We start from the raw sequence: 11899 nt of genomic DNA, 5'->3' as shown, positions 1-11899 counted from the left end.
TCGGAGTTGTTTATAAGAGACAGGGACCCGGCCGCGGCCTCCCCCCCTCCCCCCCGGGGCCGCGGCCGGGCCGTCCGTCGCGGGCCTCAGCGGCCGGCGTCGGAGGCGCGGGTCATGATCTCCAGGTTGTGGCCGCTGGGGTCCTCGAAGTAGGCGCCGCGCCCGCCGTACCAGTCGTTGGTGCGGCCGGCGTGGCGGTGGAACGGGTCGGCCCAGAAGGTGAGCCCGCGGGCCCTGACCCGGTCGAGGATCTCGTCGAACTCCGTGTCGTCGACCAGGAAGGCGTAGTGCCCGGTGGTGATCGGGCCGTCGACCCGCATGACGTCGAGCGCGACGTCGTTGCTGAGCCGGACGATCTGGAAGGGCTCGCTGTAGACCGGGTCGGCGAGGCCCAGGATGTCGGCGAGGAAGCGCGCGGACTCCTTGTCGTCGCGCGCCGGAACGATCGTGTGGTTCAGCTGAACGGCCATGGAACGCTTCCCTCCGGGTGGTTCTGGACGTGCCACCGAGCGTAGGACTTCAAGTCCGCTTCACCTCAAGCATGTCGTAAACTACACGATGTAGTGCACTGCAAGGAGGTTATTCCGATGGTCGAACAGACCGCGACGGCACCGGTTTCGGCCACGCCGGACGCCACGGCGGCCCAGGCCGCCCCGGCGACACCGGCCACTCAGGCCGCCGGTCACCGCGGCATGCCGGAGAAGCGGGTGGCCATCGCCCGCGCCGCGCGCACCGTGTTCGGCCGCGAGGGCTTCACCCGCACCAGCGTGGACGCCATCGCCGCCGAGGCCGGCGTCTCCAAGCGGACCATCTACAACCACTTCGCCGACAAGGAGCAGCTGTTCCAGTCGGTGATCCTGGAGGGCGCCTCCACGGTGGCCGCCACCCAGGCGAAGATCGCCGACCGCCACCTTCGGAAGATCGTCGACCTGCGCGGCGACCTGATCGACTTCGGCCTGGACCGGGTCGGGTCGCTGACCACCTTCGCCGAGCACTGGGCCCTGGTCCGGACGATCGAGGCCGAGGCCCTGCACATCCGCCCGGCCGTCCTGGAGGCCTGGCAGGAAGCCGGGCCCCGCGAGACGCACCGGGTGCTCACCCACTGGATGACCGAGTTCGCCGACCGCGGGCTGCTGCTGGTGCCGGACCCGGACGAGGCGGCCCGCCACCTCAACCTGCTGACCTTCATCGCCGTCGCCCAACCCACCTTCTACGGTGCGATCCCGATGCCGGCGGAACGGATCGCCGAGGTCGTGGCGAGCGGGGTGACGGCGTTCCTCAAGGTGTACCGCGCCACCGGAGCGACCACGTGACCGGACGGACCACGCCGACCGCTCGACCGCTCGACCGCTTCACCAGCACGTGACCGCTTGACCGTTTGACCGCTTGACCGTCGAAGCCGCCAGGGGGGCCGCGCAGATGGAACTGACCGTCGTCGACGTCGTACCGGGAACGCCTGCGCTGACCCGCGACGTCGCACCGCTGATCGGCGCGCTGCGGCCGGCGCTCGGCCCGGACGGGTTCGTCGCGTTCGCCACCGAGGCGCACGGCCAGGGGCTGGTGTTCACGGCCGCGTACGACGCCCGCGGGCGCTGTCTGGCGGTGGCCGCGCACCGGGTGCTGGCCACCAGCCGGGGGCGGCTGTTCTTCGTCGACGACCTGGTGACCGCGCCCGAGGCCCGGTCGACCGGGGTCGGCGGGCGGCTCTTCGCGGTCCTCCGGGAGCGGGCCCGGGCCGCCGGCTGCGTGCGGATCGAGCTGGACTCGGGCACGGCCAACCACGGCGCGCACCGCTTCTACCACGCGCACCGGATGGCCGTGACCGCCCTGCACTTCGGCCTGGAGGTGTAGCCCGGCGGGTCGCGGCACAGGTGGCGGGGCAGGTCACGACCCGACCCGCCCCGACCCGCGTGCGCCGGGAGCGTACCGGGGCCGCCACCCGCCGCCCGACCGGCCGGCCGCTGATCTGTCAGGTCCACCACCGGACTTGACGGACCCGCCGGGCGACCTTTGACCCTCCCGCACGCCGCCGCCCAGGATTCCGGCCATGGGAGAAAACACCGCAGAAATCGCGCCCCTTTTCGCATCCCGCGCCGAGCTCCGGATTTCCGCCGGACCGGCCGAGGTCTATTCGGTGATCAGCGACCTCCCGCGCAGCGGCGAGTGGAGCCCGGAATGCCAGGGCGGCAGCTGGATCTCCGGCGAGCCCGGAGCGGTCGGTTCGGTGTTCCGCGGCGAGAACCTGCGCAGCCCGGACGTGGTCTCCTGGGCGCCGGTGGTCCGCGGCACCTGGTTCACCCACGCCGAGGTGCTCGCGGCCGACCCGGGCCGGACCTTCCGCTGGGCCATGCGGGACAGCGGCGGACGGGCCCAGGACAGCGTCTGGGCCTTCGACATCGAGGCCGACGGCGACGGCAGCCTGCTGGTGCACCACTTCAGGATGGGCACCGCCACCGAGGGGATCCGCGGGATCACCGCGGAGATGGACGCGGACGCGAAGCGTCGGTTCTTCGCCGAGTGGGGCGAGAAGGTGGCCGGGGACCTCGGCGTGACCCTGGAGCGGATCAAGCAGGTCGTCGAGAAGGGCTGACGGAGCCCGGGTGCCGTTCGCGGCACATCCCGGCCGCCGACCCGACCGCCCGTCCCCGACACCCCGCCCGGTCGCTCACGGCAGCCTTCCCGGCCGCCTCCCCACACCCCTCCCGGCCGCCTTCCCGGCCGTCTCCGGCCTCCGTGTGTCTGTGCACACCTCTGAACAGCGCTTGAAATGCCTTTCGATCCCCCCCTGAAAGAAAACCCGAAACCCACGAGAGGGCGGAACGGTGCTACTTCAGCGCATTGCCAACCGGGGCATCCGGCTGGGCACGCTCTTCGAGCGGGCCGCCGTCCGGAACGGCGCGAACGTGGTGATCCTCGACCACGACCTCGACATCGCCCCCGACCTGGGGCGGCGGGCCACCGTCGCCGAGATCGCCGACCTGGTCGACGACTTCGCGTCCCGGCTCTGGGCCGCCGGGGTCCGCCCGGGCCGCCGGGTGGTGGTCTACAAGTCGAACAGCTTCGACATCACCCTGCTCGCCTGCGCGGTGGCACGGACCGGCGGCGTCCCGGTGCTGCTGTCCCCGAAGCTGGACGGCGAGACCGTCGCCGAACTGATCCGCCGCACCGACGAGCCGTTCCTCGTCACCGACCAGGAGAAGCTCGAACAGGAGCTGCCCGCCGAGGTGTTCGGACTGGCGCACACCGTCCTGCTGACCAAGGGCGGCCACCCCGACGGGATCGGGCTGGCCGGGCTGGCCGGCTCGCCCCGGATCGCGCCGGTGACCATGCCGCCGGAGCACCCGACGCTGATCACCCACACCTCCGGCACCACCGGTACGCCCAAGCTGGCCGTCCACACCGGCCGGACCCTGGAGGCCCGGTACCGCCCGCAGGCGACCGTCGTCCGGCCGCTGGTCCCCGGCCGCGAGACGATCGCGATGCACGTCTCCTTCGTCCACTCGCGGCTGATCACCGCCCTGGCGATCTCGCTGTTCCGCGGCTTCCCGATCCTGGTGCTGGCCGACTCGGACCCCCGGCACGTCGGCGACCTGTTCGCCCGGCTGCGGCCGGGGATCCTGGAGGCGCACCCCAACTCCTTCATGGAGTGGGAGGAGCTGGCCGAGGACCCGCGCCGCCCGCTGGCCAACGTCAAGCTGTTCTCCTCCACCTTCGACGCCATCCACCCGCGCACCGTGCAGACCATGCTGAACGCCTCGGCGCGCCGTGCCCCGGTGTTCGGCCAGCTGTACGGGCAGAGCGAGGTCGGTCCCGCGGTGGTCCGGTCCTTCTCGAAGCGGCGCGGCCCGGACGCGGACGGCCGGTGCGTGGGCATGCCGTTCCCGGGCTTCACCGACGTCCGGGTGGTCAGCCGGAACGGCGCGCCGCCGTCGGCCGAGAACCCGGGGTTCATCGAGGTGCGCAGCGACGGCCGGATCGTCACCTACCTCGGTGAGCAGGAGCGGTACGACAAGCAGGTCAACGACGGCTGGTGGCGGATGGGTGACGTCGGCTACCGCACCCGGTGGGGCTGTGTGCACCTGCTGGACCGCGAGGTCGACGTGATCGAGGGCTTCGGCTCCACGCTGGCGGCCGAGGACACCCTCTTCGCCCGGCTGGCCGACCTGGCCGAGGTGGTCATCATCCCCGGGCCGGACGGGCGGCCGGTCCCGGTCGTCTGCACCAAGGACGACCGCCCGCTCGACCGCACCGCCTGGCGGGCCGCGGCGGCGGGCCTGCCGCCGATGGCCGACCCGGTGCAGTGGAAGCTCGGCGAGCTGCCCGCCACCGCCACGACCAAGATCAAGCGGCTGGAGCTGGCCCGCCGGCTGGCAGCCGCCGAGGACGGCGGGGCGGGCCGATGAGCGCGCTCCCCGAGCGGGACGGGCGGCCCCCGGCCGCGCCCCCCGACACGCTCCCCGGCGCCCCGGCGACCGTCGTCGTGGTCGGCGGCGGGATCGGCGGCCTGGCCACCGCCCTGGCGGTCAGCCGGGCCGGCCACCGGGCCGTCGTCCTGGAACGGGCCCCCGAGTTCGCCGAGATCGGGGCCGGCATCCAGATCGCCCCCAACGGCATCCTCGCGCTGGAGCGGCTCGGCCTCGGCGACGCCGTCCGGGCGGCCGGTGTCCACATGGCCGAACTCCGCTTCATGGACGGCGTGACCGGCGAGCACGTCACCAGCCTGACGCTCACCGAGCGCTACCGACGGCGGTTCGGCAACCCGTACGTGGTGGTGCACCGCGCCGAACTGCACGGGCTGCTGCTGAAGGCGTGCCTGGCCGACGCGCGGATCGACCTGCGCGCCGCGACCGCCGTCACCGGCTACCGGCAGGACGGGCGCGGCGCCACGGCCCTGCTGGCCGGCGGCGGGACGGTCGCCGGGGACGCGCTGATCGGGGCGGACGGCATCCACTCGGCGGTCCGTGCCCAGCTGGTCGGCGACGGCGAGCCGAGGATCTCCGGGATCACCGTCTACCGGGCGATCGTCCCGATGGAGCGGGTGCCCGAGGAGCTGCGGCTGCCCACCTCGGTGACCTGGTGGGCCGGTCCGCACTGCCACTTCGTCCACTACCCGATCGCGGGCGGCGCCTTCCTCAACCTCGCCGCCTCCCGGGACAACGGCGCGACCGAGGCGATCGCCGGCGTGGCGGTCGGCGAGGAGCTGGTCCACGCCCAGCTGGCCGGTCTCACCGCGCCGGCCGCCCGCCGGCTGCTGGCCCTCGGCGAGGGCTGGCGCTCCTGGGTGCTGGTGGACCGCGACCCGGTGGACGGCTGGACCGACGGGCGGGTCGCGCTGCTCGGCGACGCCGCCCACCCGATGCTGCACTACGCGGCGCAGGGCGCCTGCCAGGCGCTGGAGGATGCCGTCCTGCTCGGCGAGTTGATGGTCCAGACCACCGAACTCACGGACACGCTCGAACGGTTCGCCGCCGAACGGCACGCCCGCACGGCGGCGATCCAGCGCGCGGCCCGCGAATCGGTCCGGCTCTGGCACCCGGCCGGGGAGGACGCGACGGCCCGCAACAAGCTGCTCGGCGGCCTCTCCGAGGACGAACTGCACGAGCACGTGGCCTGGATGCACGACATCCGGCCCTTTCCATCAATGGATCATCACAACTACGATGGCGAGCCGTGGGCATGATCGATCGCCATCTCCAGATCTGCGTCATCGGCGCAGGTCCGCGCGGCCTCTCGGTACTGGAGAGGCTCTGCGCCAACGAACGGAAGTCACCGGCCGGGTGCGCCGTCACCGTGCACGTCGTCGACCCTGCGGCGCCGGGGGCGGGCCGGGTCTGGCGCACCGACCAGTCCCGGCACCTGCTGATGAACACGGTCGCCTCGCAGATCACCGTCTACACGGACGACAGCGTCCGGGTGGAGGGGCCGATCGAACCCGGTCCGAGCCTCTACGAGTGGGCCACGTCCCTCTCCAAGGGCGAGCATCCGGGCGGGTACGACGAGCGGACCCTGGCCGAGGCCGCCGACCTCGGCCCCAACACCTACCCCACCCGGGCCTTCTACGGGCAGTACCTGAACGACGCCTTCCTCGCCGTGGTGGCCGGCGCCCCGCCGTCCATGACCATCCGCGTCCACCGCTCCCGGGCGGTCGCGATGGCCGACGCGCACGGCGTTCCCGGCGGGCCGCAGGGCGTCCGGCTGGAGGACGGCACCCGGCTCAACAAGCTGGACGCCATCGTGCTCGCCCAGGGGCACGTGTCGGCCCGGCTCACGCCCCGCGAGGCCCGCACCGCCAGCCTCGCGCGGATCCACCACCTGACCTACGTCACCCCCACCAACCCGGCCGACGTCCAGGTGGCCGTCCGGCCCGGTCAGACCGTGCTGCTGCGCGGCCTGGGCCTCAACTTCTTCGACCACATGGCGCTCTTCACCCTCGGCCGGGGCGGCCGCTTCGAACGGGTCGGCACCGGCCCCGCCGACGAACGCCGGCCGGGCGACGGGCAGCCGGAAGGCAGGCTGGTGTACCGGGCGTCCGGCACCGAGCCCCGGCTCTACGCCACCTCCCGGCGCGGCATCCCGTACCACGCGCGCGGCGAGAACGAGAAGGGCGCGTACGGCCGCTACCTGCCCCGGCTGCTCACCCCCGAGGTGATCGCCGAGCTCCGCGGGCGCGCCCGCCGGGGCGAGCCCGCCCGGTTCGCCACCGACCTGTGGCCGCTGATCTCGCGCGAGGTGGAGTCCGTCTACTACGGCGCCCTGCTCACCGCGAGGGGGCGCGGCGCCGAGCGCGAGGAGTTCACCGACCGGTTCCTGACCACCGACGACCCGGCCGGGCTGCTCGACGCCCACGGTGTCGAGGAGTCCGGGCGGTGGAGCTGGGAGCGCCTCTCCCGGCCCTACGCCGGACGCGAGTTCGCCGACCGCGCGGAGTTCCGCGACTGGCTGCTCGACTACCTGCGCCAGGACGTCGCCGAGGCCCGGGCCGGCAACCTGAGCGGCCCGCTCAAGGCCGCCCTGGACGTGCTGCGCGACCTGCGCAACGAGGTCCGGCTCGCGGTCGACCACAGCGGCCTGGAGGGCAGCTCGCACCGCGACGACCTGGAGGGCTGGTACACCCCGCTGAACGCCTTCCTCTCGATCGGCCCGCCGACCGAGCGGATCGAGCAGCTGATCGCCCTGGTCGAGGCCGGGGTGCTGGAACTGCTCGGCCCGGGCACCGAGATCCGCATCGACCCGGTGGACCCGGCCTTCACGGCGCACTCCGCCACCGTGCCGGGGGAGCCGGTCCGGGCCTCCGTGCTGATCGAGGCCCGGCTGCCCGAACCCGACCTGCGGCGCACCGACGATCCGCTGCTGCGGCACCTGCTGGAGACCGAGCAGTGCACCACGTACCGGATCGACGGGGAGCACGGGAACGGCTACGAGACCGGCGGCCTCGCCGTCACCGAGCGGCCCTACCGGCTGCTGGACGCCCGCGGACGGGCGCACCCGCGCCGGTTCGCGTACGGCATACCGACCGAGTCGGTGCACTGGGTGACCGCCGCGGGCATCCGCCCCGGCGTCGACTCGGTGACCCTCGGCGACTCGGACGCGATCGCCCGCGCGGTGCTGGCCCTGCCGCTGGTGTCCGAGGTGCCGGCCGAGGTGCGGCCCCAACCGGCCGAGACCGACCTGAGAGGCGTCGTGATATGACGGACAGCCACCTTCCGCCGCAGGAATCCGCGGCGAACGGGACCGGACCGCAGGAGACCGGAGCGCAGGGGAGCGGACCGCACGGGACCGGAGCGGAGGCCGACCAGGACTCCGGACTGCTCTCCCCCGTCCGCGCCGGCACCCCGGTCGAGCGGGCCGTCGGCGACCGGGCCTGGCTCCAGGCCATGCTGGACGCCGAGGCCGCGCTGGCCCGCGCCCAGGCGGGGCTCGGCACCGTCCCCGTCCCGGCCGCCGCCGCGATCACCGCGGCCGCCCGGGCCGAACGGTTCGACCTCAGGGCGCTGGCCCTGGCCTCCCGGGAGACCGCCAACCCCGTCGTCGGGCTGGTCCAGGCGCTGACCCGGGTGGTCGCCGCCGAGGACCCGGCCGCCGCCGAGTACGTGCACCGCGGTTCGACCAGCCAGGACATCTTCGACACCGGCGCGATGCTGGTGGCGGCCCGGGCGCTGCGGCTGGTCCGGGCCGACCTGGACCGCACCGCCCGGGCGCTCGCCGCGCTGGCCGCCGAGCACCGGGACACCGTGCTGGCCGGACGCACCCTGGCCCTCCAGGCGGTGCCGACCACCTTCGGCCTCAAGGCTGCCGGCTGGCGCCAGCTGGTGCTGGACGCCGACCGGCGGCTGGCGGCCGTCCTGGCGGACGGTCTGCCCGTCTCCCTCGGCGGCGCCGCCGGCACGCTGGCCGGCTACCTGGAGTACGCCCGGCTGGACGGCCCGGACCCGGACGTCGACGCCGGTGCGTACCTCGACCGGCTGGTGGACGCGTTCGCCGCGGAGACCGGGCTGGCCCGCCCGGTGCTGCCCTGGCACGCGCTGCGCACCCCGATGGCCGACCTGGCCGCCGCCCTGGCCTTCACCGCCGGCGCGCTGGGCAAGATCGCGGTGGACGTGCAGTCGCTGACCCGGACCGAGGTCGGCGAGGTGGTCGAGCCGGCCGCGGCAGGCCGCGGAGCCTCCTCCGCGATGCCGCACAAGCGCAACCCGGTACTGGCCACCCTGCTGCGCAGCGCCGCGCTCCAGGTGCCGGTGCTGGCCGCCGGGCTGACCCAGTGCCTGGTGACCGAGGACGAGCGCTCCGGCGGCGCCTGGCACGCCGAGTGGCTCCTGCTGCGCGAGTGCCTGCGGCTGGCCGGCGGGGCCGCGCACACCTCGGTGGAGCTGGCCGAGGGGCTGCTCGTCCGGCCGGAGCGGATGCGGGCCAACCTCGGGCTCACCGGCGGGCAGCTGGTCTCCGAGCGGATCGCGGCCCGGCTGGCGCCGAAGCTCGGCAAGGCGGTGGCCAAGCAACTGCTCACCGAGGTCTCCCTGACGGCGGACCGGGAGGGCCGTGCGCTGGCCGACGTCCTCGTCGAACAGACCGAACTGGCAGGCAGGTTCACCCCGGCGGAGATCGCCGAGCTGTGCGACCCGGCCGGCTACACCGGCGCGGCCGGCGCGCTGGTCGACCGGGCGGTCGGTTCCTGACCTCCCGCGACCGCACGGGAAGGCCCCCCGCTCCCGGGGGGCCTTCCCGTGCCCGCGTCCGCGTCGTCCCGCGGCCGCCCGGCACCCCGACCGCCCGGTACCGCGACCGCCCGGTGCCGTGACTGCCCGGTACCGCGACTGCCCGGTACCGCGTCCGCCGGGCTCAGTCCCGGATGACGGTCTTGGTCCGCATCAGGAACTCCCCCAGGTAGCCGTCGTGCGGCACCCCCGGCCGGAGCCAGTACGTCGGGTGGTCACCCCGGTAGACGTTGCTGATGCTCGGCTCCCGGAGCAGCCGGTCGAACAGCGCGTCGTCCCGGGTGATCGCGGTGAGCACCAGGGAGTTGCGCAGCGGCGTGACGCCCGCCTCCTGGCTCCACGGCGCCACCCAGACGCAGGGGAAGGCGAGCTCGATGCCCGCCTGCTCGGCGTCGGGCCGGTCCAGCTGGTGCACGGCGGGCCGCAGCACCGCGCTGCCGTCGCCGAGTTCGGCGACCACGCCGTCCCCGCCGAGCCAGGCCCGGGTGCCGGCCGCGCGGCGCAGCAGGAACGCCTCGATCGCCCGGGCCTCCGCCACCGGCTGCACGGAGAGCACCGCCTTCTCGTCCTCCGGCGGCAGGCTGGGGATGACGGCCAGCCGCTCGGCGATCGCCCGGGCGAGCGGCGCCGGGTCGCCCTCGATCAGGACGGCGGTGGCGTTGATGCAGGCGACGCCGCCCTGGTGGCTGATCGAGTCGACGATGGTGTCCAGGTGCGCGCGCCAGTCGGTGTCCGCGGTGACCAGGATCTTGGAACGGCCGGGGCCCTGCGGCAGGACGGTGCTGCCCGCGTACTTGCGGACCACCTCGTCGCCGCCGTAGACCATGCCGAGGTCGGCGCCGTTCAGGATCTCGTCGGCCGCCTCGTGGTCGGTGGGCAGCAGCATCACCTGGTCGGCGCCGAAGCCGGCCAGCCGCAGGGCGGTGACCAGCCGGTGCGGGGTGAGCGGCTCGCGCCGGGAGGGCCGGACGGCGACCCGGTAGCCGAGTGCCAGTGCCTCCAGCCAGAGTCCGTGCGGGCCGGGGTGGTTGCCGGCCGCGTGGACGGCGAAGACGTCGCCGCGCCTGGTCCAGACGGCGCTGCCGTCGAGGGTGGCGCCGTCCCGCCAGTCGCTCACCGAGCCGACCGGCTGGGCCCGGTGGGCGGCCCAGCCGGCCTTCCCGGCCGAGTCGGCGATGGACCGGACGGCGTCGCGCACGACGCCGATCGGCACCCCGGAGACCCGGGCCACGGCCCGCTGGTAGCCGGGGAGGTCGAGGCCGTCGATGGTCGCCTCGGTGAAGATCCGCCCGGCCCGGGCCAGCGCGGCGAACCGCTCGGCGGCCGGCAGGGACTCGGCGGCGTGCAGCGCCCGCATCGCCCGGGTGACGAACAGCCTCGGTACGAGGCTGAGTTCGGCGAACGGCGCACCGGTGACGTCGGCGACGACGGTCCGCCGGCGGGCCCGGAAGGGCTCGCCGGGGCCGAGCGCGTCCAGTTGCAGGAGCCCGGCGGGCTCCGGGGGCACGTCCGCCCCGTGGGGCCCCGGCTCCCGGGACCCGGCGGGCTGCAGCGGTCCGGCCATCAGTAGACCCCCTCGATCACGGTCTCGTTGTCGAACTCCCGGACCGGGGCGATGTCCGCCACCGAGTCGCCGAGCTGCCCGGGCAGCGGGGCGATCCTGGTGCCGAGGTCACGCTCCAGGTTGTTGGGCATCAGCAGGCTCTTGGAGACGTGGTGCATGACCACCTGGCCGCGTTCGCCGAAGTCGACCGTCCGGCCGGTCTCCGGGTCGATCACGCCGAAGCTCATGTACGGCGAGTACGGGTCGTAGACGCAGGGGTCGTCGTCGGTCAGCCCGTGCCGCTCGCTGGCGTTGCCGAGGATCATGGTCGAGCCGTAGCCGCTGTAGAGCACGGCGTCGGGGAAGATCTCGGTGCGGTACAGGTGGCGGGTGTCCGGGTCCATCTGGGTGCCGACCCAGTTGATCGCCCGGACCTTCTCGCCCACGAGCTTGGCGAGGCCGTCCCTGCGGGCGATCCGCTCCAGGACGGGCGGGGTGCACATCAGCACCCCGACGTCCTGGGTCTCCAGCAGGTAGGCGACCTGGTCGACGATGTGCTCGGCGTACGCGCCGGCCTCGGCGGCCCTGCCGTCGGAGATCAGCTTCTTCACCCAGCGCGGGTCGAGGTCGACGGTGAACGAGAGGCCGCCCCGGTAGGCGGTCTGGGCCTTGATGACGTCACCGACCATGTGCGGGCCGGTGGGCGCGACGACCAGCCAGTTGACGCCCTGCGGCACGCCGTGGCCGTCGAGCTGGGCGCTGGACCAGCCGAGCAGCCGGTCCAGCCAGTCGCGCAGCAGCACGATCCGCTTGGGCGCGCCGGTGGTGCCGCCGCTCTCGTAGACGCCGAGCACGTCGGGGCGGTCGCCGTAGCCGCGCGGGACGAGGTCCTCGACACGGGCGGTGCGCAGTTCGTTGGCGAGGTTGGGGAACTTCGCGAGGTCGGCGTGGGTGCGGACCTCGGTGAGCGGGTCGAAGCCGAGGGAGCCGGCCCTGGACAGCCAGAACGGGGAGCCGGTCGCGGGCGAGAAGTGCCAGCGCATGGCGGCGCGCAGGTACTCCTCGGGGTCGGGCACGGCGTCGAACGGGAGGTCCAGCACCGGGTCGGCGGCGGGATCGTCGACAGGAGACACAGCGGTCCTTC

Annotated in this window: 10 protein-coding genes; 7 read left to right on the top strand and 3 right to left on the bottom strand. The window is 74.2% G+C overall.

What is annotated here, in order from left to right; translation table 11 throughout:
- Nucleotides 1–86: 86 nt before the first annotated feature.
- Nucleotides 87–470 (bottom strand): VOC family protein, encoded by a 384-nt coding sequence (locus ACFWOG_RS06310; protein ID WP_329949113.1) that lies wholly within the window; start codon nucleotides 468–470, stop codon nucleotides 87–89.
- 117 nt (nucleotides 471–587) lie between these two features.
- Between ACFWOG_RS06310 and ACFWOG_RS06305 the strand changes: the two genes are divergently transcribed.
- The 7 genes from ACFWOG_RS06305 to pcaB all read left to right on the top strand — a co-directional run bounded on the left by ACFWOG_RS06305 (nucleotide 588) and on the right by pcaB (nucleotide 9173).
- Complete coding sequence (locus ACFWOG_RS06305) at nucleotides 588–1313, top strand: TetR/AcrR family transcriptional regulator (protein WP_380355349.1); 726 nt, start codon at nucleotides 588–590, stop codon at nucleotides 1311–1313.
- A gap of 106 nt (nucleotides 1314–1419) precedes the next feature.
- Nucleotides 1420–1851, top strand: coding sequence for a GNAT family N-acetyltransferase (locus ACFWOG_RS06300; protein WP_380355355.1), 432 nt, complete (start codon nucleotides 1420–1422; stop codon nucleotides 1849–1851).
- A 196-nt stretch (nucleotides 1852–2047) separates the two neighbouring features.
- Nucleotides 2048–2590 (top strand): SRPBCC family protein, encoded by a 543-nt coding sequence (locus ACFWOG_RS06295; protein WP_380355347.1) that lies wholly within the window; start codon nucleotides 2048–2050, stop codon nucleotides 2588–2590.
- Between the two features lie 232 nt (nucleotides 2591–2822).
- Nucleotides 2823–4403, top strand: coding sequence for a class I adenylate-forming enzyme family protein (locus ACFWOG_RS06290; protein ID WP_329949110.1), 1581 nt, complete (start codon nucleotides 2823–2825; stop codon nucleotides 4401–4403).
- A complete protein-coding gene (locus ACFWOG_RS06285; protein ID WP_380355345.1) occupies nucleotides 4400–5680 on the top strand; it encodes an FAD-dependent monooxygenase in 1281 nt (426 codons plus the stop codon). The genes ACFWOG_RS06290 and ACFWOG_RS06285 overlap by 4 nt, the downstream gene beginning before the upstream one ends.
- Nucleotides 5677–7689, top strand: coding sequence for an FAD/NAD(P)-binding protein (locus ACFWOG_RS06280; protein WP_380355352.1), 2013 nt, complete (start codon nucleotides 5677–5679; stop codon nucleotides 7687–7689). The genes ACFWOG_RS06285 and ACFWOG_RS06280 overlap by 4 nt, the downstream gene beginning before the upstream one ends.
- Nucleotides 7686–9173 carry a 3-carboxy-cis,cis-muconate cycloisomerase gene (gene pcaB, locus ACFWOG_RS06275; protein ID WP_380355343.1) on the top strand — a complete coding sequence of 496 codons (1488 nt, stop codon included), beginning with the start codon at nucleotides 7686–7688 and terminating at the stop codon, nucleotides 9171–9173. Before ACFWOG_RS06280 ends, pcaB begins: the two co-directional genes overlap by 4 nt.
- A gap of 163 nt (nucleotides 9174–9336) precedes the next feature.
- Here pcaB and ACFWOG_RS06270 read toward each other — a convergent pair whose 3' ends face one another.
- Both ACFWOG_RS06270 and ACFWOG_RS06265 read right to left on the bottom strand, forming a co-directional pair.
- Nucleotides 9337–10776 (bottom strand): aldehyde dehydrogenase family protein, encoded by a 1440-nt coding sequence (locus tag ACFWOG_RS06270; protein ID WP_380355340.1) that lies wholly within the window; start codon nucleotides 10774–10776, stop codon nucleotides 9337–9339.
- Nucleotides 10776–11888, bottom strand: coding sequence for a phenazine antibiotic biosynthesis protein (locus ACFWOG_RS06265; RefSeq protein WP_329884539.1), 1113 nt, complete (start codon nucleotides 11886–11888; stop codon nucleotides 10776–10778). Before ACFWOG_RS06265 ends, ACFWOG_RS06270 begins: the two co-directional genes overlap by 1 nt.
- Nucleotides 11889–11899: the final 11 nt, after the last annotated feature.

The organism is Kitasatospora sp. NPDC058406 (genome assembly GCF_042722765.1).
GTDB lineage: Bacteria > Actinomycetota > Actinomycetes > Streptomycetales > Streptomycetaceae > Kitasatospora.
The sequence above is the reverse complement of the archived record's forward strand: the minus strand, read 5'-3'. Positions and strand labels throughout refer to the sequence as shown.

Bases quoted from the DNA above. Each gene is read 5' to 3' on its own strand.
- ACFWOG_RS06300 (WP_380355355.1), top strand. From the start codon at position 1,420: ATGGAACTGACCGTCGTCGACGTCGTACCGGGAACGCCTGCGCTGACC.
- ACFWOG_RS06270 (WP_380355340.1), bottom strand. From the start codon at position 10,776: ATGGCCGGACCGCTGCAGCCCGCCGGGTCCCGGGAGCCGGGGCCCCAC.
- ACFWOG_RS06285 (WP_380355345.1), top strand. From the start codon at position 4,400: ATGAGCGCGCTCCCCGAGCGGGACGGGCGGCCCCCGGCCGCGCCCCCC.
- pcaB (WP_380355343.1), top strand. From the start codon at position 7,686: ATGACGGACAGCCACCTTCCGCCGCAGGAATCCGCGGCGAACGGGACC.
- ACFWOG_RS06305 (WP_380355349.1), top strand. From the start codon at position 588: ATGGTCGAACAGACCGCGACGGCACCGGTTTCGGCCACGCCGGACGCC.
- ACFWOG_RS06310 (WP_329949113.1), bottom strand. From the start codon at position 470: ATGGCCGTTCAGCTGAACCACACGATCGTTCCGGCGCGCGACGACAAG.
- ACFWOG_RS06295 (WP_380355347.1), top strand. From the start codon at position 2,048: ATGGGAGAAAACACCGCAGAAATCGCGCCCCTTTTCGCATCCCGCGCC.
- ACFWOG_RS06280 (WP_380355352.1), top strand. From the start codon at position 5,677: ATGATCGATCGCCATCTCCAGATCTGCGTCATCGGCGCAGGTCCGCGC.